At 56.4% G+C, this 24,055-nt stretch carries 25 protein-coding genes; 17 read left to right on the top strand and 8 right to left on the bottom strand.

Annotated features, from left to right (window positions below; genetic code table 11):
* Positions 1-12 precede the first annotated feature (12 nt).
* Genes murJ through I3V23_11340 form a run of 3 tightly spaced genes read right to left on the bottom strand, consistent with a single transcriptional unit; the run spans position 13 to position 5,538 of the window.
* Positions 13-1,575, bottom strand: coding sequence for a murein biosynthesis integral membrane protein MurJ (gene murJ / locus I3V23_11350; GenBank protein ID QPI86809.1), 1,563 nt, complete (start codon positions 1,573-1,575; stop codon positions 13-15).
* A 20-nt stretch (positions 1,576-1,595) separates the two neighbouring features.
* Positions 1,596-4,421 carry a [protein-PII] uridylyltransferase gene (locus tag I3V23_11345; GenBank protein QPI86808.1) on the bottom strand — a complete coding sequence of 942 codons (2,826 nt, stop codon included), beginning with the start codon at positions 4,419-4,421 and terminating at the stop codon, positions 1,596-1,598.
* The gene (locus I3V23_11340) at positions 4,384-5,538 is read right to left on the bottom strand and encodes an ABC transporter substrate-binding protein (protein ID QPI85145.1); all 1,155 of its coding nucleotides are present in this window, start codon (positions 5,536-5,538) and stop codon (positions 4,384-4,386) included. Before I3V23_11340 ends, I3V23_11345 begins: the two co-directional genes overlap by 38 nt.
* Before the next feature lie 103 nt (positions 5,539-5,641).
* On the opposite strand from I3V23_11340, the gene rsmI reads away from it, so the two are divergent.
* The 3 genes from rsmI (at position 5,642) to gshB (ending at position 7,911) form a co-directional block, all read left to right on the top strand.
* Positions 5,642-6,538: a 16S rRNA (cytidine(1402)-2'-O)-methyltransferase gene (gene rsmI, locus I3V23_11335; protein ID QPI85144.1), complete on the top strand. Its 897-nt coding sequence runs from the start codon at positions 5,642-5,644 to the stop codon at positions 6,536-6,538.
* Positions 6,535-6,888 carry a YraN family protein gene (locus I3V23_11330; protein QPI85143.1) on the top strand — a complete coding sequence of 118 codons (354 nt, stop codon included), beginning with the start codon at positions 6,535-6,537 and terminating at the stop codon, positions 6,886-6,888. The genes rsmI and I3V23_11330 overlap by 4 nt, the downstream gene beginning before the upstream one ends.
* A gap of 78 nt (positions 6,889-6,966) precedes the next feature.
* Positions 6,967-7,911, top strand: a complete 945-nt coding sequence (gene gshB / locus I3V23_11325) for a glutathione synthase (GenBank protein ID QPI85142.1) — start codon at positions 6,967-6,969, stop codon at positions 7,909-7,911.
* Here the strand turns inward: gshB and I3V23_11320 are convergent.
* From I3V23_11320 to cobU, 4 genes are read right to left on the bottom strand one after another with little or no spacing between them, the layout of a single operon-like run.
* The gene (locus tag I3V23_11320; GenBank protein ID QPI85141.1) at positions 7,908-9,449 is read right to left on the bottom strand and encodes a YifB family Mg chelatase-like AAA ATPase; all 1,542 of its coding nucleotides are present in this window, start codon (positions 9,447-9,449) and stop codon (positions 7,908-7,910) included. The two genes, gshB and I3V23_11320, sit on opposite strands and share 4 nt — an antisense overlap.
* A 41-nt stretch (positions 9,450-9,490) precedes the next feature.
* On the bottom strand, positions 9,491-10,174 hold the full coding sequence (locus tag I3V23_11315; protein ID QPI85140.1) for a glutathione S-transferase: 684 nt from the start codon (positions 10,172-10,174) through the stop codon (positions 9,491-9,493).
* Between the two features lie 33 nt (positions 10,175-10,207).
* The gene (locus I3V23_11310; GenBank protein QPI85139.1) at positions 10,208-10,783 is read right to left on the bottom strand and encodes a histidine phosphatase family protein; all 576 of its coding nucleotides are present in this window, start codon (positions 10,781-10,783) and stop codon (positions 10,208-10,210) included.
* On the bottom strand, positions 10,783-11,325 hold the full coding sequence (gene cobU, locus I3V23_11305; protein ID QPI86807.1) for a bifunctional adenosylcobinamide kinase/adenosylcobinamide-phosphate guanylyltransferase: 543 nt from the start codon (positions 11,323-11,325) through the stop codon (positions 10,783-10,785). Before cobU ends, I3V23_11310 begins: the two co-directional genes overlap by 1 nt.
* 116 nt (positions 11,326-11,441) lie before the next feature.
* Between cobU and I3V23_11300 the strand changes: the two genes are divergently transcribed.
* Positions 11,442-12,323: an RNA polymerase factor sigma-32 gene (locus tag I3V23_11300; GenBank protein ID QPI85138.1), complete on the top strand. Its 882-nt coding sequence runs from the start codon at positions 11,442-11,444 to the stop codon at positions 12,321-12,323.
* 123 nt (positions 12,324-12,446) lie between these two features.
* Here I3V23_11300 and I3V23_11295 read toward each other — a convergent pair whose 3' ends face one another.
* The gene (locus tag I3V23_11295; GenBank protein ID QPI85137.1) at positions 12,447-13,130 is read right to left on the bottom strand and encodes a rhomboid family intramembrane serine protease; all 684 of its coding nucleotides are present in this window, start codon (positions 13,128-13,130) and stop codon (positions 12,447-12,449) included.
* Between the two features lie 116 nt (positions 13,131-13,246).
* On the opposite strand from I3V23_11295, the gene trpS reads away from it, so the two are divergent.
* From trpS to I3V23_11230, 13 genes are all read left to right on the top strand, one after another.
* Positions 13,247-14,269: a tryptophan--tRNA ligase gene (trpS, locus tag I3V23_11290; GenBank protein QPI85136.1), complete on the top strand. Its 1,023-nt coding sequence runs from the start codon at positions 13,247-13,249 to the stop codon at positions 14,267-14,269.
* A 93-nt stretch (positions 14,270-14,362) separates the two neighbouring features.
* Positions 14,363-14,845, top strand: coding sequence for a VOC family protein (locus I3V23_11285; protein QPI85135.1), 483 nt, complete (start codon positions 14,363-14,365; stop codon positions 14,843-14,845).
* Between the two features lie 177 nt (positions 14,846-15,022).
* Positions 15,023-15,178, top strand: a complete 156-nt coding sequence (locus tag I3V23_11280; GenBank protein ID QPI85134.1) for a hypothetical protein — start codon at positions 15,023-15,025, stop codon at positions 15,176-15,178.
* Between the two features lie 34 nt (positions 15,179-15,212).
* A complete protein-coding gene (locus I3V23_11275; GenBank protein ID QPI85133.1) occupies positions 15,213-16,082 on the top strand; it encodes a branched-chain amino acid aminotransferase in 870 nt (289 codons plus the stop codon).
* 73 nt (positions 16,083-16,155) lie between these two features.
* A complete protein-coding gene (locus I3V23_11270) occupies positions 16,156-16,611 on the top strand; it encodes a universal stress protein (GenBank protein QPI85132.1) in 456 nt (151 codons plus the stop codon).
* Between the two features lie 88 nt (positions 16,612-16,699).
* The gene (locus I3V23_11265; GenBank protein QPI85131.1) at positions 16,700-17,263 is read left to right on the top strand and encodes a NifU family protein; all 564 of its coding nucleotides are present in this window, start codon (positions 16,700-16,702) and stop codon (positions 17,261-17,263) included.
* Positions 17,264-17,269: 6 nt separating this feature from the next.
* Positions 17,270-17,914, top strand: a complete 645-nt coding sequence (tsaB, locus tag I3V23_11260) for a tRNA (adenosine(37)-N6)-threonylcarbamoyltransferase complex dimerization subunit type 1 TsaB (protein ID QPI85130.1) — start codon at positions 17,270-17,272, stop codon at positions 17,912-17,914.
* Entirely contained in the window at positions 17,911-18,333 is a 423-nt protein-coding gene (rimI, locus tag I3V23_11255; protein ID QPI85129.1) for a ribosomal protein S18-alanine N-acetyltransferase, read from the top strand. The genes tsaB and rimI overlap by 4 nt, the downstream gene beginning before the upstream one ends.
* A 179-nt stretch (positions 18,334-18,512) precedes the next feature.
* Complete coding sequence (locus I3V23_11250; GenBank protein ID QPI85128.1) at positions 18,513-19,520, top strand: BMP family ABC transporter substrate-binding protein; 1,008 nt, start codon at positions 18,513-18,515, stop codon at positions 19,518-19,520.
* A 96-nt stretch (positions 19,521-19,616) separates the two neighbouring features.
* A complete protein-coding gene (locus tag I3V23_11245; GenBank protein ID QPI85127.1) occupies positions 19,617-21,155 on the top strand; it encodes an ABC transporter ATP-binding protein in 1,539 nt (512 codons plus the stop codon).
* Positions 21,155-22,255, top strand: a complete 1,101-nt coding sequence (locus I3V23_11240) for an ABC transporter permease (protein ID QPI85126.1) — start codon at positions 21,155-21,157, stop codon at positions 22,253-22,255. The genes I3V23_11245 and I3V23_11240 overlap by 1 nt, the downstream gene beginning before the upstream one ends.
* Positions 22,255-23,220 (top strand): ABC transporter permease, encoded by a 966-nt coding sequence (locus I3V23_11235; GenBank protein ID QPI85125.1) that lies wholly within the window; start codon positions 22,255-22,257, stop codon positions 23,218-23,220. Before I3V23_11240 ends, I3V23_11235 begins: the two co-directional genes overlap by 1 nt.
* Positions 23,204-24,007: a purine-nucleoside phosphorylase gene (locus I3V23_11230; GenBank protein ID QPI85124.1), complete on the top strand. Its 804-nt coding sequence runs from the start codon at positions 23,204-23,206 to the stop codon at positions 24,005-24,007. The genes I3V23_11235 and I3V23_11230 overlap by 17 nt, the downstream gene beginning before the upstream one ends.
* Positions 24,008-24,055 lie beyond the last annotated feature (48 nt).

Below are 24,055 nucleotides of genomic sequence, written 5' to 3'. Positions count from 1 at the left end.
GGGAAATGCCCCTCACGCGGCCCCTTTGCGGCGCAGCGCGCCCAGAATTTCTCCGAATGAAAAGGCGCCAAACAGGCGACCAAAAAGGGCATAGGCTCCCGCGCCAACTGCAATCAGCCCCGCAAGCGCGAGATAGCGCACGCCCCCCCCCTCAAGAACGGGGGCAAGGATCAATCCCGAACCATAGAGCACCGCCCCCATCGCGATGGCCGCCCCCGCAATGCGTGGAATGCGCGCGAGATACCGCGCATCATAGGCAGCGACATCACCATAGGTCTTTGCACCACGGCGCAGCTGATAGGCCATGACCCATGCAGAAATGGTGGTGGCCAATGCGGCGGCAATATAGCCGATGAAAAAGGCAAGCCCGATGGCGAGAGCGGCATTTATGACCATTGCCACCACGGCATAGTGAAATGGGCGCTTAGTATCCTCGCGCGCGTAAAACACGGGCTGCCAGATTTTCTGAAGAACAAAGGCGGGCAGCCCTGCCCCATAAATCGCCACCGCCCAAGCCGTGGCGATAGTGTCTTGGCCCTCAAAGGCCCCACGCTCAAACAAGACCGAGACCAAAGGCACTGGGATAACCATCAACGCAACCGCGGCAGGAATGGTCAGGGTCATCCCAATCTCAGCCGCACGCGATAAGGCCTGCCGCCCCCCTGCATCATCGCCTGCCCGCAAGCGGCGCGAGAGATCTGGCAACAACACAATCCCTATTGCGATCCCAACCACACCGAGCGGCAATTGATATAGCCTGTCGGCATAAGACAACCATGCAATCGCCCCATCAAAGAAGCTTGCAACCTGACGCCCCACCAAAAGATTGACCTGCACCACCCCACCTGCAAGCATGGCAGGCCCTGCCACAACGGCCAGTCGGCGCAGATCAGGCGTGAATTTCGGCCAAGTTGGGCGGATGACCAACCCTGCGCGTGCAGCCGCCCCCCACACCAGAGCCAGTTGCGCCACGCCCGCCACGGGCACCCCCCAAGACAGGGCCAGCCCGATCATGCGCGCGGCTTCGGGGCTGTCCTTAGCGCTCTGCGCGCCAAAGATCAGCGCCGAGACAAGGATCACATTCAACAGCACAGGCGCCGCAGCAGCAGCCGCAAAGCGACCCGCCGCATTCAGCATGCCCGAAATCAACGCCGCCAGTGAGATCAGCAAAATATAGGCGAAACAGATCCGGCCAAATTCCACCGCGATCCCAAAGCGGGGATCATCGGCAAAGCCCGATGCCATCGCCAAAACCAACCAAGGCATGGCAATCTGCGCAAGCAGGGTGAAGCCAATCAGAAACACAGCGAGCATGGATAGTGCATTGCGCGCAAATGGCATCGCATCGCTGCCGCCTTCGAGTTTTTTGGAAAAAATCGGCACAAAGGCCGTGTTCATTGCACCCTCAGCAAAAAAGCGGCGGAACATATTTGGCAAAGAAAACGCCACCAAAAACGCCTCGGCCACGCCGCCCGCACCAAGATAGCGGGCAATCAGAATATCGCGCAGAAATCCCAAGACGCGGCTGACCAATGTCCAACCGCCGACCGTGAGAAAGCCAAAGCCCAATCTGATTTGCGGGGCCGCCACAGCCGCTAGACCCCTGCCCGCTCGGCCACGCGCGCGATGGCATCGCGCAACTTGCGCTCCAACACATCTTGGCGGGATTTGGAGTGGAGTTTGAGACCGAACATATCTTTCACGTAAAACACATCTACCACCTGAACACCGAAGGTCGCGATCATCGCACTGGCGATGTAAATATTGTTCGCGGCTAAGGTCTTGGTCAGATCATATAGCAGACCAGGGCGGTCGCGTGTATCCACTTCGATGATGGTGTAGATTTCCGACCCGTCATTATCGAATGTGATATTGGTCGCCACGTTAAACGTGCGCTCGCGCTTTTTGATCTTGTCGCGCCCCTCAAACGCTTTTGAGGCTACTACCTCGCCCTTTAGGGTTTTGTCGATCATCGAGGTCAGACGCGGCAGGCGAGCATCCTCATAGGGGTTGCCATCAGCATCTTGAACCCAGAACACGGCAGTCGCATAGCCATCTTTCGAGGTATAGGTGCGGGCATCGACCACATTCGCGCCCACCAGTGACAGGGCGCCAGAAAGGCGGCTAAAGATGCCTGGGTGATCCACAAGCGCAAAGCAGACGCGGGTCGCATCGCGGTCAGTATCACGCTGTGTGTCAATCCGGATTTCATCATCCCGAAGGCCAAGCAGCATATTGGCAAAGATAATCTGGCTGGCCAGATCAAGCCCTTGCCAATAGGGGCCATAATGGCGGTCTATTTCAGTTTTAAGATCCGCCTTAGGCCAAGTTGCCAAGGCATCGCGCAGGGCCTTTTTGCCCTCACTTTCCAATTTGTCGCGGTTAAGATCCTCAAGACCCGTTTCCAAGGCTTCAGCCGTGGCGCGATAGAGGCCGCGCAACAGCGTGGCTTTCCAGTTGTTCCATGTGTCAGGCCCAACCCCGCGAATATCGCAAACTGTCAAAACAGTCAGCAAATCCAGACGCTGCCGCGTTTTTACCAGTTTGGCAAAATCACGCACTGTGCGCGGATCCGCAATGTCGCGTTTTTGGGCCATGTCGGACATCAACAGGTGGTAGCGCACAAGCCATTCGACTGTTTCAGTCTCATCGGGTTTGAGGCCCAAGCGAGGGCAGAGTGCACGCGCAATCCGCGCGCCCAAAATCGAATGATCTTCTTTCCGACCTTTGCCAATGTCATGCAGCAAGCAGGCCACATAAAGCACTTTGCGGTTTACCCCACGCTTCAAAATACCAGATGCAATCGGCAATTCCTCGACCAATTCGCCCCGTTCGATCTGCGCAAGGGTAGAGACAACTTGGATCGTATGCTCGTCCACTGTGTAGCTGTGATACATATTGAATTGCATCATCGCCACGATAGCCGCGAAATCAGGGATGAATGCGCCCAAGAACCCCAATTCATTCATCCGCCGCAAGGCACGTTCGGGGTTGCCTTGTTTCAAAAGCAAATCAAGGAAAATGCGGTTCGCCTCTTTGTCGCGGCGCATTGCTGTGTCAATGAGGTGCAAATTGGCCGAGATCATCCGCATTGCATCGGGGTGCAGAAGATAGCCTGTGCGCAACGCCTCCTCAAAAATGCGTAATAGATTGATCTTATCGGCCAAAAACGCCTTTTCATTTTCGACAGTCAGACGATTTTGTTTCAGCGCATAGCCGTCTTTGAGTTTCTTTTTGCGGCTGCGCCCGCGCAAAAAGCCTAAGATCATCGGTTCGCTTTTGGCGTGACTGGCCTCAAGCGCGGTCAAAAAGATGCGGGTCAATTCGCCCACGCGGGTGGCATGGCGGAAATAATCCTGCATGAAATGCTCAACCGCACGGCGGCCTGAGTGATCGGCATATTGCATGCGTTCCGCGACCTGCACTTGCAAATCGAAACTCAAACCGTCCTGCGCGCGGCCTGCAATTGCGTGCAAATGACAGCGCACCGACCACAAGAACCGTTCGGCCGCATCAAACGCGTCAAATTCTTCGCGGCTGAACACCTTGAGGGCAACCAGATCTTCAGCCCGCGCCACGCCATGCTGATATTTCGCAATCCAATAGAGCGTCTGCAAATCGCGCAGACCGCCCTTCCCCTCTTTTACATTCGGCTCCAACATATAGCGTTGGCCACCTTGCTTTTTGTGGCGGCTGACCCGTTCCTCCAGCTTGGCTTCGATGAATTCGGAAAGGCTGCCCTCAAACAAATCTTTGCGCAGTGCCGTCTTGAGATTGGCCGATAATTCGGCATTGCCCGTCAAGTGGCGCATCTCCAACAAGGCCGTGCGGATTGTAAAATCCTCGCGCCCCAGACGCAGACAATCTTTGATGTTGCGGGTGGCGTGGCCCACTTTCAGCTTAAGATCCCAAAGCATGTAGAGACTAGATTCAATCACGCTTTCGACCCAACCTGTGCTTTTCCATGGGGTCAAAAACAGAAGATCAACATCCGAGAACGGGGCCATCTCGCCACGCCCATAGCCGCCAACCGCCAAGATCGCCATCCTCTCCCCCTCAGTCGGGGTGGGATTGGGGTGTAAGCGCGTAGATGAAACACGCAGCACCTGCTGCACCAACCCATCGGTCAGATGGACATAGGCGCGGGTCACACGGCGTGCGGTCAGGGGATTTTCCGCAAAGGCCGCATCAATGGCAGATCGACCCTTTGCTTGGGCATCTTGCAAGATCGCCACGACCGCCGCGCGGATTTTGGCAGGATCGCTGAGATCAGATATCGCGCCATCAATCGCCGCCGTCACGGCCTCTGCATCAAAAATATCTTCAGCGGGACAAATCAATTGCCCCGCAGCAGATGGGATGACCGAAAGGCGTGGGTTCTGCTCAGAATCCAGCGCCGAGGGTTCTTGGGGCGGGGTCAACAAGGATGATCTGCCTGTCTTGCAAAGTCACTACGGCAAGGCCGCGTTCAATAGAGCCATCGGGTAGCAATCGGAATACGCCGTTCGCGCCCGCAAAGCCAGAGCCTGATGCAAAATCCACACCGCCCAAACGGCCCGTGCGACCCACGGTGTCAATCACAGCGCGCATCCCGTCATAGGCCAAGGGTGCAAGGTTATGGGGGGCTTGCTGATAGGCCAATTGATAGCGGGTGCGGAACGCACTTTCGGCATTGGGATCGGGCAGGACAAACCACCCGCCCTGCAAGCCACGAATTTCCAAGGTCTGCGCAGGGATATCCCAACGGGTCAGACCAATGATTTTGGTGGCCTCAGTGTCAAAGCCATTATCTGGCAAGAGTTGACCGAAAAGCGGCAAAGCCCCTGAGGCGTCCGCAGTCAAAATCATCGCATTTGCGCCAGTTTGTGCGACCATCGCCTCAACCTCAGGTAAGGCAGCAACAACGCCAGTCTGACTGAACTCATAGGCGATTTCACCCACAACAGTGGCACCTGAGGCCGCCGCCGCACGGCGCACTGCATCACGCGCCACTTCACCCGCCAAATTGCGCGCATGCACCACCATGATGCGATCACGGCCATTCGCCGCCGCATAGGACACCATCCGCGCGGCGGCATTGTCGTAAGTCAGGCCAAGCACAAACAGATTGCGCCCTGCAATGCTGGCATTATTCGAGAAACTAAGAACCGAGACATTGGTATTCGCCACGGCCACACCAACCGCCGCCGCCGCGTCCGAGCGCAATGGCCCAAGGATCACATCCGCCCTTTCCGCAACCGCCTGCTGTGCCACAGCTGCGGCCGTGCCTGCATCGGCTTGCGTTGGATAAACCACCAATTCGATTTGCGTGCTAACGGCCTCGGCGGCGGCGAGGCGCGCGGCGTTCTCAAGGCTACTGGCCAGAAGGTCGTCCCCTGCATTGGGCGAACCATAGGGCAGCAGCATCGCAACGCGCACAGATTGCCCGACCTGTGGCCCTGTTCCCATTGTGGCCTGACAGGCCGACAGAACCACGCCAAAGAGCAAAAGCAAACTCAACCGCAAGAACTTGCGAAATCTTGTCAAAGCAGGGATCATAGTGATCTCTCCCAGTGGGGCCAATTTGCACAAACCCTAGCCAGTCCTGTCCGCCAAGTAAACGCTCGCAATGGACAGACTGCGCAGATATGTAAGTGAGCTGATGCGAAACGACACAGAAAACGGGCGCGAATTTGCCTACACCCCCCGCGACAGCAAACTGGCCGCAGGTTTGTATTTTGTCGCAACCCCGATTGGCAGCGCGCGCGACATCACCTTGCGCGGGTTAGACATCCTTGCCACCTGCGATGTCATCGCCGCAGAAGACACGCGCACCTTGCGCCATTTGATGGAAATCCATGGGGTGGCGCTGAATGGCCGCGCAGTCTTGCCCTATCACGATCATAACGGCGCAGAGATGCGGCCAAAGATCATGTCCCTTTTGGGCGAAGGAAAATCCGTGGCCTATGCATCAGAGGCAGGGACGCCGTTGGTGGCCGACCCTGGTTTTGCCTTGGGGCGTGCTGCCATTGCGGATGGGCATATGGTCACCACCGCACCGGGGGCATCCGCCTCATTGGCCGCACTGACCGTGTCGGGCTTGCCCAGTGACCGCTTTCTTTTTGCGGGCTTCCCACCCCCAAAATCAGGGGAACGGCGCAAATTTCTGCAAGATTTGGATCAGACCCAAACAACGCTGATCTTATATGAAAGCCCGAAGCGCATTCATAAATTGTTAAACGAGATGGCCGAGATTTGGAGCCAAGATCGCCAGATCGCTCTGTGCCGCGAATTGACCAAGAAATTTGAGGAGGTCATTCGCGGATCGCTTGCAGATGTGATTGCGGCGATCGAAGATCGAGCATTGAAAGGTGAGATCGTGCTTGTCATTGACCGCGCGGAAAAGCAGGCCGCTGATGAGGCCACCGTGATTACGGCGCTTCGGGCGCGACTTAAGACTGCACGGCTGAAAGAGGCTGCGGCACAGGTGGCAACCGAACTGGGCCTGCCGAAACGCGATGTTTATCAATTGGGTCTGTCCTTGGACGCGGATCCGTGAGCGGGAAAACCGCCTATCTTGCGGGGCTTTCAGCCGAGTATCAGGTGGCGCGGCTCTATGAAACCCATGGCTATCACTTGCGGGCGCGGCGATGGCGCGGGCGGGGCGGCGAGATAGATCTGATCTTCGAAAAATCAGGCGAAATAACTTTTGTGGAAGTTAAAAAATCGCGGGATTTTGACACCGCTGCATCACGGGTTAGCCCCGCACAAAGGGCGCGCATCCTACAGACAGGTGATGAGTATTTAGGTCTTTGTCCCATGGGCCTTGCGACCCCTTGCCGTTATGATCTCGCAGCCCTCAACCAGATCGGACAGGTTCACATCATCGCGAATGCGTTTCTCGAATAGCCTGCCTCACATGAATTGGGCATTGCGTCCCCCCCTGCCAAAGGCCATGAAAGGGTGGGTATAGATACGGGGTGAGACATGGCACTCAAAGTCGCAATTCAGATGGATCCAATCGCGCCTATTAACATTGACGCGGATAGCACGTTTCGCGTGGGGCTGGAGGCACAGGCGCGGGGGCATGAGCTGTTTTATTACACTCCAGACCGTTTGTTTTTTGACGAGGGTCGTGTCTGCGCGCGCGGGTGGCCGATCACCTTGCGCCGCGAAAAAGGGAACCACTTCACCCTTGGGGCAGAACAGACCATCGACCTAGGCGATTGGGATGTGGTGCTTTTGCGCCAAGACCCGCCTTTTGACATGGGTTACATCACCACCACCCATCTTTTGGAACGGATTCATCCCAAAACCTTGATCGTGAATGACCCGTTTTGGGTGCGCAATTATCCTGAAAAATTGTTGGTTCTGGAATTCCCCGATTTAACCCCGCCCACTATGATCGCCCGCGATATTGGTGCTTTGCGTGAGTTCCGCGCGCGCCATGGGGATATCATCATCAAACCGCTCTACGGCAATGGTGGCGCGGGCGTGTTTCGTCTTGAACCTACGGATCGCAACCTCAATTCCTTGCATGAGATGTTCACCTCTATCAGCCGCGAACCCCTGATTGCGCAAAAATTCTTGCCTGATGTGACGGCGGGGGACAAGCGGATCATCTTGATTGACGGCGAGCCCGTTGGGGCGATCAACCGCGTGCCTGCCGAAGGCGAAACCCGATCAAATATGCATGTTGGCGGACGGGCTGAAAAAATCGGGCTGACCGCGCGTGAACATGAGATCTGCGCCAAAATTGGCCCGCTGCTGCGCGAAAAAGGCCAGATTTTTGTGGGGATTGATGTGATCGGCGATTACCTAACCGAGATTAACGTGACCTCACCTACGGGCATTCAAGAGTTAGAACGCTTTGACGGAATCAATGTCGCCGAAATCATTTGGCAAGCCATCGAGGCACGGCGTGCGGGCTAATCTTCACGCCCTGTGCTGATGCGATAACTGACCGCTTCGAGGATATGCGCCTCTTCGGTTTTGTCGGATGCTGCCAAATCCGCAATGGTGCGCCCCAGACGCAATACGCGGTGATAGCCACGCGCCGATAGTCCAAACCGCTCTGCCGCCCGTGTCATCACGGCGCGTGCGGCAGGGGTGATCTGCGCGATCTCCTCTAGCAATTTTCCTGTGGCATCGGCATTCACCCGCGCCTCCACCCCCAATCGCTCAAACCGCGCAGTTTGACGCATGCGGGCGGCAGCCACACGCGCCGCGATAATGGCGGATGTCTCCCCCGCAGGCGGGAGATCAAGATCACTAAAGGCTACGGCGGGCACCTCAAGCCTGATGTCAAACCGATCCATCAGCGGGCCAGAGATCCGACCGAGATAATCAGATCCACAGATCGGCGCGCGCGAACAGGCGGCGTTTGCGTCATAAAGCTGACCACAGCGGCAGGGGTTTGCCGCCGCCACAAGTAAAAACCTGCACGGGTAGCTGACATGCGCATTGGCGCGCGCCACATGAACATCACCCGTCTCAATGGGTTGGCGCAAAGTTTCTAAAACGGGGCGCGGATATTCAGGGAACTCATCTAAAAACAGAACCCCGTTATGAGCCAAGCTGATCTCGCCCGGTTTCGCATGCCGTCCACCCCCGACAAGTGCCGCCATTGAGGCCGTATGATGGGGCGCGCGAAAGGGCCGATCCCGCGAAATGCCACCCTCATCCAAAAGCCCTGCGATGGAATGGATCATCGAGGTTTCCAAGGCTTCGGACGCGCTGAGTTGTGGCAAGATGGTGGACATTCGACTGGCCAACATCGACTTTCCCGATCCGGGCGGGCCAATCATCAAAACATGATGGCGCCCTGCGGCTGCAATCTCCAGCGCACGCTTGGCGCGCTCTTGTCCACGCACCTCGGAGAAACAGGTGGTGTGATCCCCACCCCGCACCTCACCCGGTTCTGCGGGCAAAAGAGGGCGCTTGTCGTTGAGGTGCGCAATCATTTGCGCCAAATCGCGCGCGGCGAATACGGCCGTTGCCCCGACCCATGCCGCCTCTGCGCCACATGCGGCAGGGCAGAGTAAAACCCGCCCATCCTCGCCTGCGGCCAAGGCAGCGGGTAAGCTGTCCAACACAGGCAGAAGCCTGCCATCGAGCGACAACTCGCCCAAAGCCAACGCTTCCTCACTGCGATCTTTTGGGATCACGCCAAGTGCGGCCAACAGCGCCAAGGCAATCGGCAAATCATAATGCGCCCCTTCCTTGGGGTGGTCTGCGGGGCACAGATTTATCGTGATCCGGCGGGCAGGAAGGGCAATCGCCATATGCGTCAGAGCGGTGCGGACACGCTCCTTTGCTTCAGTCACGGCCTTGTCGGGCAAGCCCACGATGTTGAATTGCGGCGTGCCCGCCGTGACCGCGCATTGCACCTCAACGCGCCGCGCCTCCAACCCCTCAAAGCTGACGGTGTGGATCGTGGCAAGCGAAGATGGGTTGGGCGCGTCAAACATAGGCCGCAGCATAGGCGGCACATGGTTAGCGGGTGGTTAATTCAAATTTGCTGTGGAAACCGCCGCCGCTCAAGCGGGGCCATGTCATAAACAGACACCTCTTCATCCTGTGCAAGACCCGCCTCGCGCCACTCTTGGATCGCAGGCAGAGCAAGGATGACGTTGACATAGGCCCGCAGGCGCGCGCTGACGGGCAGACCATAGCCTGCAATGCGAATGGCGACAGGTGCATAAAATGCATCCGCCACTGTAGGCGCGCCAAATAGGAAAGGCCCGCCCGATTTTTCAAGCGCGGCGCCCAAGCGGGCCTCAAGGCACGCAAGATCGGCCATCACCGCGTCACTGGGAACGAAATCGGCCCAAGCCGTGCGTAGATTCATCGGGCACGCATTGCGTAAGGCACCAAAGCCCGCATGCATTTCAGCGATAAGATTTTGCGCCTCAGCCCGCGCAGCATCATCTCGGGGCAACAGACCATGTCGCGGGAAAGCCTCGCTCAAATGCCACGCAATGGACAGGCTATCGCGTAAGATAGTGCCGTTTTCCGTGGCCACGGCAGGCACGCTTGACCCACCGCCAAAGGCACGAACCTGTGCAGCAAAGTCAGGGCTGTAGATCACGGCCTCTTCGAGGGTCACGGGAATATCGAAAAGCGCAAAGCACAGATAACCCCGAAGTGACCAACTGGAATAGGATCGTTGCCCGATCAAAAGCCTGTATGTCATGCCTCACCCCATCCTGTGCCAAGGACACCACCGCTAGGGGCAATACCCGATTCTCACAACAAACCATCTGCCTTCTCTCTGGTGAAATTCTGTGACCGAGAGAGGGGGGATGGTATGGGCATAAGCCTGATATGCGCTTAGCCCTGAATGACGCGCGATTTGCGTTAGGATTGCGCCGAAATGGCATGTAAAGATCACATCTTGATCGGGGTGCTGCGCCAGAACGCGATCAGACGCGCGGCTCACCCGTGCCATGACCATCGCCCAACTTTCCCCGTTGGGCGGGCAGATGTCTTCCCCCCCCTCCCAAAAGGCGCGCGAAAGTTCAGGGGCAGATTGGCTAACCGCATCAAACCCCTGCCCCTCCCATTCGCCAAAATGAAATTCGCGCAAATGAGGCTCATGAGGCAGGCGCAGGCGCGGCGATAGCGCATCTGCAGTGGCCTTAGCACGGATGAGGTCAGAGGAAATCATCACGGCCTGTGCGGGAAGATAGGCATCAAGCCGCGCGATTTGCGCGTGATCGCTGAGATCAGCAGGAACGTCACGCCACCCCGTGATCACCTTGGCATGGGTCGGCCCATGACGCAGCCAAAAGGCACGGCGCATCACCCCTGCCCCTTTGGCAATTGCCCTTTGAGGACGAGAGGCAGACCTGCGGCCACCATCACCACAAGATCCGCTGCAGCAGCAATGGCTTGGTTCAATTCCCCTTGATCCTGACGAAAGGCCCGCGAGAGGGGATGATCTGGCACAACGCCCATTCCAAGCTCGTTCGAAATAATGACAACAGGGGCCGGGCAATTAGCTATGGCGCGGGCCAGCGCCGCCCATTCAGCCCGCCAGTCCCGTTTAGTCATACCCAAATTGGCCAACCACAGCGTGGCGCAATCAATCAACACGGCCTCGCTTTTGTGCAGTTGTGTCAGAGCCGCAGGAATATCGGTCGGCACTTCGACTGTGCGCCACTGGGCCGCCGCACGCGCGGATTTATGCTTGGCGATTTTGGCTTCCATCTCGGCATCGTGGGCCTGTGCTGTCGCGAGATAAACGGGCGACAGCCCCGTATTCAGCACCAAATCCTCGCCAAAGCGCGACTTGCCAGACGCCGCACCGCCAAAAACCAATGTCAAACCCGCCAAACCCGTCAAAAGAAATTCCTCACCAAAAGTGATCCATTCATCATGCTGCCGCGTAACACCAATAGAACCGCACAAGATGCGGAACAAGACACTGCCAAAAATGATACGCCAACAGGGGGTGCGTTATGGCTTTGGACATGGGTGGAGAAAAAGCGCTTTCGCGCCGTGCGATGAAAGCGGAACTGTTAGACGCAGAGACGGAATTGCGGCTGGCCTATGCTTGGCGCGATCATCGAGATGAGGAAGCCTTGCACCGTCTGGTGACGGCCTATATGCGCCTTGCGATTTCCATGGCCGCGAAATTCAAGCGCTACGGCGCGCCGATGAATGACCTGATCCAAGAGGCGGGTCTGGGCTTGATGAAGGCGGCAGATAAATTTGACCCTGATCGTGGCGTGCGGTTTTCAACCTATGCCGTGTGGTGGATCAAGGCATCTATCCAAGATTACGTGATGCGCAATTGGTCGATGGTGCGCACGGGGTCTACCTCCAGCCAAAAATCACTTTTCTTCAATATGCGCCGCGTGCAGACGCGCATCGAACGCGAGGCAATGGCCGCAGGCCAAAACCTCGACAAGCATCAATTGTTGCAGATGATCGCCACAGAGGTCGGCGTGCCGCTGCATGATGTTGAGATGATGGAAGGTCGCCTTGCAGGGTCTGATTATTCTTTGAACGCCACGCAATCTGTTGAGGATGAGGGGCGCGAATGGATCGACACGCTTGAGGATGACAGCGAACAGGCTGCCGATTTGGTTGAGCACGCCCGCGACCGCGCGCAACTGCGCGAATGGTTGTTGAATGCCTTGTCATCATTAAACGAGCGCGAGCGGTTCATTGTGCGCGAACGCAAATTGCGGGATGAACCGCGCACATTGGAATCCTTGGGCGAAGAACTGGGCCTGTCCAAGGAACGTGTGCGCCAACTTGAGGCTGCCGCATTTGCCAAGATGCGCAAATCCCTTGAGGCGCAATCGCATGAGGTGACAGCATTTCTCGCGGGTTGATCCTTCACGCGCCGCTTGCGGTGATTTTTGGCTTGGCCATCTTGGCCATGACCACAAACACGCCACAAGCGGTGGTAACAACATCCCCTATTCAGCCAATAATCGTGGCTGCCGCCCGCTAGATTAGCGTTTGCGAAGGCGTTGCAAAAGCAAGGCCAACCCCCCTGGGATCAATACAAAAGACAGAGCAAATCCTGTCACAAATCCTGAAAGATCAGAGACCACGCTGCCCCAATCGCCTTGCAAAAAAGCGAATAAGATTTGAATGCCCAAAAGCATTGCAATCAGGGAAAAAGCACGCATCGGATTGTCGCCTGTCCGACCCATATTGGCCCAGAGGATGAAGGTGAAGGCACCGATCAGAGCATAGACACCCGGATACCCGCCGATCAGGGGGTAGGTGCTGTTTAACAAGCCCACAAAGGCCAAAGCCCCGATGATGGAACCCGCAAAGAACAGAACCAAGATCGACAGCCCTGAGAAAACCTGTGACACCATTTTGCCAATGGCCAATATGAACACGCTCACGAACACGGCATGAATAAAACCGCCATGGATCAGCGGATAGGTCACAAGACGCATCAGATCATGTGCGGGATAGCTGTTATTGGCAAACATCCAAGCGGCAATTTCGTGGAACACGCCATAATCCCGCACCGCGGCCATGCGCCACCCAATCCCGCCTGACCCGCCCAAAAGCCCAGCAGTGGCCAGCTGAAACATCACCTCAAGGCCGAAGATCACCACAGCCAAACCAAGAACGACTGGGTGAAGGTCGTTGAACAGGCTATTATTCTCTTGATCCATGGCTGCACCTTCGGTTGACCTTGTTGCGCCTCGTGGGTAAGCGATGCGCAAGGCAAATGCCAGTATTGTGGAATGATTTTCTTCTGGCATCCAATCACAACCGCAATAGGTCACCAATGGCTGAGACAAAATTCACACCACGCGTCTTTTCCGGCATCCAACCTTCGGGCGGGCTGACCCTTGGGAATTACTTGGGCGCGATGAAGCGTTTTGTAGATATGCAAGAGGCAGGCGGATTTCAGACCATCTATTGCATGGTGGACATGCACGCGATTACCGTTTGGCAGAACCCAAGTGACCTTACGAAAAACACCCGCGAGCTTTGTGCGGGCTTCATTGCCGCAGGGATTGATCCAGAAAAATCCATCCTCTTCAATCAAAGCCAAGTGCCTGAACATGCGCAGCTTGGGTGGTTGTTTAATTGCGTGGCTCGCATGGGATGGATGGGCCGCATGACCCAATGGAAGGACAAAGCGGGCAAAAACGCCGAAAACGCCTCGCTTGGGTTATTCGCATATCCCGCGCTGATGGCCGCCGATATTTTGGTCTATCACGCCACCCATGTGCCAGTCGGCGAAGATCAAAAACAACATTTGGAACTGACCCGCGATATTGCGGCCAAGTTCAACCATGATTTTGGGGTCGACTTCTTCCCGATCGCTGAGCCCGTGATTGAAGGGGCGGCAACACGGGTTATGAGCCTAAAAGACGGCACTAAGAAGATGTCGAAATCCGACCCCGCAGATGCAAGTCGGATCAATATGACCGATGATGCGGATGCGATTTCCAAGAAAATCCGCAAGGCGAAGACGGACCCTGATCCGCTGCCGGATGTATTGGCCGAACTGGCGGCGCGGCCCGAGGCCCGCAATCTGGTCAATATCTATGCCGCTTTGGCAGAAATTGATCCGCAGGCCGTTTTGGATCAGCATCAAGGCGCGCTCTTTGGTCATTTCAAAATGGCGCTGTCTGATTTGGCTGTGGAAAAACTTGCCCCAATCTCGGCAGAAATGGCGCGCCTGATGCAGGATCAGGCCGAAATTGATCGCATTCTCGGTCGCGGTGCAGAACGTGCGCGCGAAATTGCAGCGCCGATTTTGGCGCAGGCCTATGACATTGTCGGGATGGTGCGCAGCTAGACGCCGTTAGTGCATTTTTGCACAGAACCCCTGCGAAATGGTCAGTTTATGTGCGCGTGCTTTGGGGGCAGATTGCCTGCAAAGGAGAACATCATGACATATACTGCACCTGACAGCTTGGCCATTGGCCATGTCCATCTGAAAGTCACCGATCTTGAGCGCTCTATCGCATTTTATCGCGATGTCTTGGGGTTAGAGCTTAAACAACGCTATGGCCGCCAAGCGGCATTTCTATCGGCCGGGGGGTATCACCACCATATTGGCCTTAACACGTGGGAATCCGCGGGGGCTGGCCCCGCACCGCGGCGGGCGGCTGGTCTTTACCACGTGGCTTTTCTCTATCCTGACCGCAAAAGCCTTGGCCGTGCCCTAGCGAATGTGGTTGCCAAAGGTGTGCAGCTTGAAGGGGCAGCGGATCATGGCGTGTCTGAGGCGCTTTATCTTTCTGACCCCGATGGCAATGGGATTGAACTCTACCGCGACCGCGCGCCTGCTGATTGGCCCCGCGATGCATCAGGCGCATTGGAGATGGTCAACGCCCCGCTTGATCTAGAGGCGCTCTTGGCGGAGGCTTGACTTTTTGCTGCATTGCGGCGTATATTTTGCAAACGCGGCAAGAATAGTGCCGCGCTTAACACTTTCTTTGTCATACCGTTGTTAAGGTTTGCACGCATCCTAAGGCAGGGCGCTTTTGCGCCCTCAACCTCCGTTGGCTGATTTCGGTCGACGGTTCACACGAAACGGAGGTTCGACATGACTACGATATCGAAGAATGGAACACCGCAGTCGCCCAAATTGGGCGCAGCACCACAGGCGGCAAAGCCTGCTCAAGATCCGAAAGCTGGCCCAAAACCCGCGTCATCAGCGATGGAATATCAATTGGGCTTTGCGACTGGCCCAACGGGCTGAAGCAGCCTATAGGTAGCCATGAGGAGGATCACTCATGGCAACTGGCAGCAATATAAAAACCTATTTCAACGGCGCGTGGCATGATGGGGATATCCCTGTCATCCGCGCCGCTGATCATGGCGCTTGGCTTGGCTCGAATGTGTTTGACGGCGCGCGCTATGTGGACGGGCTTGCGCCAGACTTGATGGCGCATTGCGCAAGGGTCAACAGATCTGCCGAGGCGTTGATGATCACGCCAAGCCATAGCCCGAAGGCCATGTTTGAAATCATTTGGGAAGGATTGGCGCGCTATCCCGCGGATGCCGCCGTATATATTCGCCCCATGTATTGGGCGCTTGATGGGGGCGAATTGGGGATATTGCCAAAGGCGGGCGCAACAGGATTTGCGATCAGCCTTGAAGAAATCCCAATGCCCGACCCCAAGAAAACCGTGCGCCTGACCACCACATCCTTCCGCCGCCCCGTCTTGGCGGATAATGTGGTTAACGCAAAAGCAGGCTGCCTATACCCCAACAATGCGCGGATGCTTCTTGAGGCGAAAACCAAGGGTTTTGACAACGCACTTGTGGCCGATGCGATGGGGAATGTTGCGGAAACCGCCACCGCAAACGTCTTTATGGTGCGCGATGGCGTGGTCTATACGCCAATTCCAAATGGCACATTTTTGGCAGGCATAACACGGGCGCGCCATATCAAAAACATGCGCGAAAATGGCATCACGGTGGTTGAAACCGTGCTCAGTTTTGATGATTTCCGCCGCGCCGATGAGGTGTTTTTGACGGGTAACTTGCAAAAAATCACCCCTGTCAGCGCCTTTGACGAGATCACCTATGAGATCGGACCCATCAGCTTGAAAGCGCGCGATCTCTATTGGGATTGGGCACGCAGCGAGGCGACCTCGTAAAGCATCACGCGTTTGTTGTTGAAATGGGGCGTGCAAATGCGCATCCTTTGACGCGGTGAGAGGGGATGGAAAGATGCGCAAGTTTCTGGTGGTTCTAGACGACACGCGTGAATGTCTTAACGCGATGCGCTTTGCCGCGATGCGGGCAGCCAACACCAAGGGTGCGGTTGAAATCCTCTCCATCATCCCACCTGAGGAATTCCAACACTGGATCGGCATTGGCGATTTGATGCGCGCCGAAGCGCGGGAACGGATCGAGGCACATTTCGAAGTGTTTGCAAAATGGATGCGCGACCGACAGGGGATTGATCCCAGTCTCGCCATCCGTGAGGGGGAACCTGTCCAAGAAATTCTCGCCCATATTCACGATGATCCCAATATTGGTGTGTTGGTTCTTGGGGCAGGATCGGGCAAGGGTGGGCCTGGCCCATTGGTCACGCAATTGACGAAACAGGCCGGCAGTTTGCCCGCGCCGATCACAATTGTTCCAGGTGAGTTGACCAAAGAACAGCTTGAGCAGATCACCTGATTGCTAAGTTTTAGAACTATTCTAAAACTTGACTTATCGAGGGTGTCATATCATATCAGGCTCATGCTTGCGCGCAGGAGATAGCCCAATGTTTATTCAAACGGAATCCACCCCGAACCCAGCCACGCTGAAGTTTTTGCCAGGGCAAACCGTTCTGGACATGGGCACAGCCGATTTTCCATCGCGCGAGACGGCGGATAAATCGCCACTTGCCGCGCGCATTTTCGCGGTTGATGGCGTGACGGCGGTATTTTTTGGCACCGATTTCGTGACTGTGACCAAGGCCGATACAATCGAATGGGATCATATCAAGCCGGCCCTTCTTGGCGCGATTATGGAGCATTTTCAGTCTGGCGCGCCCGTGATGGGGGATGAGGGGCCCGCCGCAGGGGGCCATGCTGACCACAGCGGCGAGGATGCCGAGATCGTGGGTCAGATCAAAGAATTGCTCGACACCCGTGTGCGCCCTGCTGTGGCGCAAGATGGCGGCGACATTACCTTTCACGGCTTTGATCGTGGGGTGGTGTATCTGCATATGCAAGGGGCCTGCGCGGGCTGCCCCTCATCAACCTTGACCCTGAAAATGGGTATTGAAAATCTGTTGCGCCATTACATCCCCGAAGTGGTGGAAGTGCGCCCTGTCACGGTCTAATCCCCCTTGCTTTGCTTAGGGATAGATACATCGGCCGCGCATTGCGCGGCCGCTTTGGTAGACGGGGGCGCAGTCCTTGCTGCGCGGTTTGAACCAATGGCGAAAGGTCAGGCGGAACGCCTGATGCCTTTGGTCGATGAGATTTTCGCAGAAGCAGGCAAAACAGCCGAAGACTTGGGTGCCATTGGTGTCGGCATCGGGCCGGGCAATTTCACAGGCCTTCGCATTTCCGTCTCAGCCGCCCGTGGTCTTGCACTGGCCTTAGCGCGACCTGCGATTGGTGTCTCTGTTTTTGAGGCGCGCCGTTATGGGATCAAGGGCCCGCTCAGCGTGATCGAAGATGCCCGCCGTGATGAGGCCTATCTGCAAAGCTTTGATGATCAGGGCCGCGCAGATGAGGCGCGGCTTGTCAGCTTGAACACGCTCTCTGCTCGTGAACTGGCTCAGCAGGTCACAGGCAGTCTGGGGCCGCAAATTGCCGATGCTTATGGGCGAACCTATGTCGCCCCACCTGTCATGATTGCCACGGCCATCGCCCACATTGCCGAGGCAAAACGCGCGACGGATATGCCGTTTCCGCGCCCTGCGCCGCTTTACTTGCGCGCGGCGGATGCAGCCCCCGCGCGCGACTATGGGCCACGTTTGCTGTGACCCGCACCGCCACCCAAATGGCCGCCTTACACGCTCGTGCCTTTAGCAGAGGTGGCGCGTGGACGCGCAAAGATTTTGAAGAGCTACTCGTGGCGCGCAACATGACCATCTGCCATCACGACCACGGCTTTGCCGTTTTGCGGATCGTGCCACCTGAGGCAGAAATCCTAACCATCGCGGTTGACCCAAGCCATCAAGGTAAGGGATTTGGGCGCGTTTTGTTGCAGGAATTGATGGCGCATGCGCAAGAGGCGCGCGTAGAAGATATCTTTCTTGAGGTCGACAGCACCAACCATGCCGCGCGCGCCCTCTATGCATCTGCGGGGTTTGATGAGACGGGCCTGCGCAAAAACTATTACCGCTACAAAAACGGTGCATTTGGTGATGCGATCCTCTTGGCAAAGACGTTTTTCTACTGATCAAAGCGGCAAGGCCTGAATTTAAGGCACATGCCATAAAGCGGTGGATAGCTGCGCGAATCTTATTGACCATTTCGCGCAAGCCCCGCTTTATAGGTGCCAATTAATAAACAGGCCCCATTGATTTCTGCCGCTTATTGGAAGCTGCAAATAGGGCTTTGCACAACAGGAGTAACACAATGACAAAATCCTCACGCGCATTGAAATCTTTGATGGGCGCTGCAGCGGGCCTCGCTTTGGGCGCGACTGGTGCCTTTGCTGATCCAGCGCTGATTTTCGATCTCGGCGGCAAGTTTGACCGCTCCTTCAACGAAGCTGCATTTGGTGGTGCCGAAGCATGGGCCAGCGAAACAGGCGGCAGCTACCAAGAAATCGAATTGCAAAATGACGCACAGCGCGAACAAGCCCTGCGCCGCTTTGCGGAAAACGGCTCCAACCCAATCGTGATGGCAGGCTTCGCATGGGGTTCCGTGTTAGAAGTTCTCGCCCCAGAATACCCTGACACAAAATTCGTCATCATCGATGGCGTTGTCGATGCCCCAAATGTGCAATCAGTCATTTTCCGCGAGCATGAAGGCAGCTATTTGGTTGGCATGTTGGCGGCCATGGCCTCGGAAAGCGGCACTGTTGGCTTTATCGGTGGCATGGACATTCCTTTGATCTCTCGTTTTGCCTGTGGCTATGCCCAAGGTGCCGTGGCTGCCAACGCAGATGTGACGGTGCTGTCCAATATGACCGGCACCACGCCTGACGCGTGGAACGATCCTGTGCGTGGTGGTGAATTGACCCGTGGTCAGATTGACCGTGGTGCTGATGTGATCTACGCAGCCGCCGGCGGCACAGGTGTGGGCGTATTGCAAACCGCAACCGATGCTGGCGTTTACTCTATCGGTGTGGACAGCAACCAAAACCACCTGCACCCTGGTTCGGTTCTGACCTCGATGCTTAAGCGCGTTGACGTTGCCGTTTATAACGCATTCAGCGCAGGCGAAAACGTTCAGCCAGGTTTGGTTGTGTTGGGCTTGGCCGAAGATGGCGTAGGCTATGCGTTGGACGAAAATAACGCGGCTCTGATCACCCCTGAAATGCAGGCCGCTGTTGATGCCGCGCGTGAGGCGATCATCGCGGGTGAAATTGCGGTTCACAACTACACCGATGACGGCAGCTGCCCCGTGCAGATGCAATAACGACACGCGCGCAATTTGCGCGTGACAGATGCGGGGGCGAAGCGGATCATACCCTCTTCGCCCCTCTCGCATTGCACCAAAAGGCAAGGACACCCTATGACCTCCGCACCCGCCATTGAATTGAGAGGGATTTCAAAATCCTTCGGGCCTGTGCAGGCCAACAAAGATATTTCTTTGACAGTTGCGCGCGGCACGATCCACGGGATTGTGGGGGAAAATGGCGCGGGCAAATCCACGCTGATGTCCATTCTTTATGGGTTCTACCGCGCGGATCAGGGTGAGATTTTCATCAATGGACGCGCGGTCGAGATCACCGACAGCCAAGCCGCCATCGCGGCGGGTATTGGGATGGTGCACCAACATTTCAAATTGGTTGAGAATTTCACAGTTCTGGAAAACATCATCCTTGGCGCAGAGGAAGGCGGGCTCTTGCACGGCTCGATTGCCAAAGCCCGCAAAGCACTGGCGGATCTTTCCGAGACATATGGGCTCAAGGTTGATGGCGATGCGGTGATTGAGGATTTATCGGTCGGCCATTTGCAGCGGGTCGAAATTCTCAAACAGCTGTATCGCGAAGCGGATATTTTGATTTTGGACGAGCCCACAGGGGTGTTGACCCCTGCAGAGGCAGACCAACTGTTTCGGATTTTGGGCCGCCTTCGCGAAGAAGGGAAAACCATCATCCTGATCACCCATAAATTGCGCGAGATCATGGAGATTACGGATACTGTCAGCGTGATGCGCCGTGGCGAGATGACCGCCACTGTCAAAACCGCAGACACCACGCCTGAGGGTTTGGCCGAACTGATGGTAGGGCGCAAAGTTCTACTGCGGGTCGAAAAAGAACCCGCGCGCCCCAAGGACATCGTGCTAGAGGTGCAAAACCTGTCTTTCGTGGATGCAAGCGGCGTGGCGCGCCTGAAGGATATCAACCTAGAACTGCGCGCAGGTGAAATTCTGGGGATCGCGGGTGTGGCAGGCAATGGCCAATCCGAGCTTTTGGAGATTCTGGGCGGTATGCGCCATGCAAGCGCAGGCGCAGCCCTCTATAAATCCGCACCTCTGCCCCTATCTGGCGCCACTGCAAATGGCCGCGCTCGGCGGCAAATGGGTATTGCCCATATCCCCGAAGATCGCCAAACCGCAGGGCTGATTATGCCCTTTATGGCATGGGAAAATATTGCCTTTGGCTATCATGAACGCGCGGCCTATCAGGCGGGTGCAATCTTGATGGACAATGCCGCAATCCAAAAAGATTGCGCCGAGAAAATGGCGCAATTCGATATTCGTCCACCTGACATTATGTTGCCTGCGCGCAATTTCTCGGGCGGCAATCAACAAAAAATCGTGGTCGCGCGCGAGATGGCCCATACGCCCGATCTACTGCTGATTGGGCAGCCGACCCGCGGTGTCGATATTGGGGCGATTGAATTCATCCATCGTCAGATCATTGCCTTGCGTGATCAGGGCTGTGCCATTCTTTTGGTTTCGGTCGAATTGGACGAGATCATGGGGCTTGCCGATCGGGTCGCGGTGATGTTTGACGGCCAAATCATGGGCGAGCGCGATGCCGCCAAAACCGATGAGGCGGAACTGGGCCTGTTGATGGCAGGCCTCACAAAGGGGGCCGCGTGATGGAACGCATGCCAAAATGGGCCGATATTTTTCTGGTTCCTGTCATCAGCATTTTTTTGGCGCTGATTGTTTCAGGGCTTGTGGTCACGGCAATCGGCGAAAACCCGTTTCACGCGATGGCGGTGATGGTGCAAGGCGCGGTGGGCTCCGCCTATGGGTGGGGGTATACCCTGTTCTACGCCACCAATTTCATCTTCACGGGGCTTGCGGTGGCGGTGGCCTTTCATGCGCGCCTGTTCAATATCGGCGGTGAAGGTCAGGCCACATTGGGCGGGCTTGGGGTGGCGGTGATATGCCTCTCTGTCGCTTGGCCCCATTGGAGTATCGCATTGCTCGCTGCAACCTTATCCGCCGCCGCCTTTGGCGCGGTTTGGGCGCTTATCCCTGCATGGTTGCAGGCCAAACGCGGCAGTCATGTGGTGATCACCACAATCATGTTTAACTTCATCGCGGCCGCTTTGTTGGTTTACCTCTTGGTCAATGTGTTCCGCGTGCCTGGATCCATGGCACCAGAAACCGCGCGCTTTGCTGAGGCTGTGCATTTGCCAAATGCCTCGCAATTCGCAGGTTTTTTAGGCTTTCGCCCCTCAACCCCGTTGAATGTGACCTTCTTTGTCGCACTCTTGGCCGCTTTTGCGGTGTGGGTTCTGATTTGGCGCACGCGACTTGGCTATGAGATCCGCGCCTTTGGTCATTCGGAACGGGCCGCGATTTACGCAGGGATTTCGCCTGTGCGGATTATCATCGTCACTATGCTGATCTCGGGCGCGCTTGCAGGGCTCATGGCGATTAACTCGGTTATGGGCGAGGCTGAAAGACTGGTTATCAGCAGCGTGCAAGGCGCGGGCTTTGTGGGGATTGCCGTGGCCCTCATGGGGCGCTCTCACCCGATTGGTGTCTGTTTGGCGGCCTTACTTTTTGGCGCACTCTATCAAGGAGGATCGGAATTAGAATTCGTCATCCCCGCAATCAGCCGTGAAATGATCGTGGTCATCCAAGCCTTGGTCATCTTGTTCACGGGGGCCTTGGACACGATGGTGCGTCTTCCCCTTGAGGCATTTTTTGCGCGCACGCGCACCCGTCAAGCGGGGGATATGTGATGGATTACGCAACGATCCTGCAAATTTTGGACAGTTCAATCCGTCTTGGCACCCCGCTCCTTTTGGCCTGTCTTGCAGGGCTTTACTCTGAGCGTGCAGGCGTGTTCGACATTGGCCTTGAGGGAAAAATGTTGGTCGCGGCTTTCTTCTCAGCAGCGATTGCCTTTGTGACAGGCAGTGTCTGGATTGGTCTTGCGGCGGGGATTGTCGCCTCTAGCCTGTTGGCGGCCTTGCATGGCTTGGCGTCAATCACCTTTCGCGGCAATCAGCTGATCTCAGGTGTGGCGATTAATTTCCTAGCCGCAGGCCTAACCGTGGTCATATCGCAGACATGGTTCGCCCAAGGTGGGCGCACGCCCTCCTTGACGGGCAATGCGCGCTTTAGCGAAATCACTTTGCCCTTTACCGAAACGTTGGGACAAATCCCCTATCTCGGCCCGCTTTATGCTGAGGTGATCTCTGGTCATTCGATCTTGGTGTATGTGGCCCTAGCGCTTGTTCCCGCCACGGCGTGGCTGCTTTATGCCACGCGGTTTGGTCTCCGCTTGCGTGCAGTTGGAGAAAACCCCGCCGCAGTTGACACAGCGGGCATCTCTGTGGCCGCGATGCGCTACAGCGCGGTTTTGATCTGCGGGCTGCTCTGTGGTCTTGCGGGGGCTTATCTGGCCACTGGGCTTTCTGCGGGCTTTGTCAAAGACATGAGTGCAGGTCGAGGCTTTATCGCACTGGCGGCACTGATCTTCGCAAAATGGCGGCCATGGTATGCGCTATCCGCCTGCTTCCTGTTTGGCCTGCTGGATGCTGTTGGCAACCGCTATCAGAATATCGATATCGCAGGACTCGTGATCCCCGTCCAATTCATGCAGGCCTTGCCCTATATTCTGACAGTTGTAATTTTGGCGGGGTTCGTGGGGCGTGCAATCCCCCCCCGCGCGGGAGGCGAGCCTTATGTCAAAGAACGTTGAAGCCCTCACCAGACAGATACAATCCCTCGCAGGGGACACACCGCCTGAACTCGGCCTGATCCTTGGTTCGGGCCTTGGCCATTTGGTCGATATGGTTGAGGGGGTCAAAATCCCCTACAGCGATCTTGCGGGATTTCCCCATGCAAGCGTGTCAGGGCATTCGCCCCAACTGGCGATAGGTCAGCTTGAGGGGCGGCGCGTTCTCATTTTCGGGGGCCGTGTTCACTATTATGAACAAGGCCAAGCTGATGCAATGCGCCTACCTCTTGAGGTATTCAAGGCGCTTGGCGGCTCGAAACTGTTGATCACCAATGCCGCAGGTTCCCTTACGCCCGAGTGCCGCCCTGGCGATGTGATGCTGATCAATGATCATATCAATTTCTCGGGCCGCAACCCGTTGATCGGGGTCGAGGATGATGCGCGCTTTGTTCCGATGAAAGACGCCTATAACCCCGTGATCCGTGACGCGCTGCGCAGGGCTGCGGTGTCCGAAGGCATCGACCTGCCAGAGGGGGTTTATGCGTGGTATTCTGGCCCCTCATTCGAAACGCCCGCCGAAATTCGCGCTATCCGCATTCTTGGCGCAGATGCAGTGGGAATGTCGACCGTGCCCGAAGTCATCTTGTGTCGCTTTTTAGGTCTTGAGGTCGCGGCGGTATCGGTCATCACAAACATGGCAGCGGGCCTGTCTGATGAAGCCATCAGCCATGCCCATACAAAGGCCATGGCCCCCTTGGGCGCGCAGAAATTCGAAAGCCTTTTGCGGCACTATCTCAAAAATGGTTAAAGAAATTTAACTTTTCCCGACTGTCTGCCTGTGCTGTAAGGGGATAAG

Source organism: Rhodobacterales bacterium HKCCA1288 (assembly GCA_015693905.1).
GTDB lineage: Bacteria > Pseudomonadota > Alphaproteobacteria > Rhodobacterales > Rhodobacteraceae > M30B80.
Note: the sequence above shows the minus strand (reverse complement) of the source record. Positions and strands in the feature narration are given on the sequence as shown.

Coding starts and splice junctions, on each gene's coding strand:
- I3V23_11340 (QPI85145.1), bottom strand. CDS start 5,538: ATGATCCCTGCTTTGACAAGATTTCGCAAGTTCTTGCGGTTGAGTTTG.
- rsmI (QPI85144.1), top strand. CDS start 5,642: ATGCGAAACGACACAGAAAACGGGCGCGAATTTGCCTACACCCCCCGC.
- gshB (QPI85142.1), top strand. CDS start 6,967: ATGGCACTCAAAGTCGCAATTCAGATGGATCCAATCGCGCCTATTAAC.
- I3V23_11320 (QPI85141.1), bottom strand. CDS start 9,449: ATGTTTGACGCGCCCAACCCATCTTCGCTTGCCACGATCCACACCGTC.
- I3V23_11315 (QPI85140.1), bottom strand. CDS start 10,174: ATGACATACAGGCTTTTGATCGGGCAACGATCCTATTCCAGTTGGTCA.
- I3V23_11310 (QPI85139.1), bottom strand. CDS start 10,783: ATGCGCCGTGCCTTTTGGCTGCGTCATGGGCCGACCCATGCCAAGGTG.
- I3V23_11300 (QPI85138.1), top strand. CDS start 11,442: ATGGCTTTGGACATGGGTGGAGAAAAAGCGCTTTCGCGCCGTGCGATG.
- I3V23_11295 (QPI85137.1), bottom strand. CDS start 13,130: ATGGATCAAGAGAATAATAGCCTGTTCAACGACCTTCACCCAGTCGTT.
- trpS (QPI85136.1), top strand. CDS start 13,247: ATGGCTGAGACAAAATTCACACCACGCGTCTTTTCCGGCATCCAACCT.
- I3V23_11285 (QPI85135.1), top strand. CDS start 14,363: ATGACATATACTGCACCTGACAGCTTGGCCATTGGCCATGTCCATCTG.
- I3V23_11280 (QPI85134.1), top strand. CDS start 15,023: ATGACTACGATATCGAAGAATGGAACACCGCAGTCGCCCAAATTGGGC.
- I3V23_11275 (QPI85133.1), top strand. CDS start 15,213: ATGGCAACTGGCAGCAATATAAAAACCTATTTCAACGGCGCGTGGCAT.
- I3V23_11270 (QPI85132.1), top strand. CDS start 16,156: ATGCGCAAGTTTCTGGTGGTTCTAGACGACACGCGTGAATGTCTTAAC.
- I3V23_11265 (QPI85131.1), top strand. CDS start 16,700: ATGTTTATTCAAACGGAATCCACCCCGAACCCAGCCACGCTGAAGTTT.
- I3V23_11250 (QPI85128.1), top strand. CDS start 18,513: ATGACAAAATCCTCACGCGCATTGAAATCTTTGATGGGCGCTGCAGCG.
- I3V23_11245 (QPI85127.1), top strand. CDS start 19,617: ATGACCTCCGCACCCGCCATTGAATTGAGAGGGATTTCAAAATCCTTC.
- I3V23_11240 (QPI85126.1), top strand. CDS start 21,155: ATGGAACGCATGCCAAAATGGGCCGATATTTTTCTGGTTCCTGTCATC.
- I3V23_11235 (QPI85125.1), top strand. CDS start 22,255: ATGGATTACGCAACGATCCTGCAAATTTTGGACAGTTCAATCCGTCTT.
- I3V23_11230 (QPI85124.1), top strand. CDS start 23,204: ATGTCAAAGAACGTTGAAGCCCTCACCAGACAGATACAATCCCTCGCA.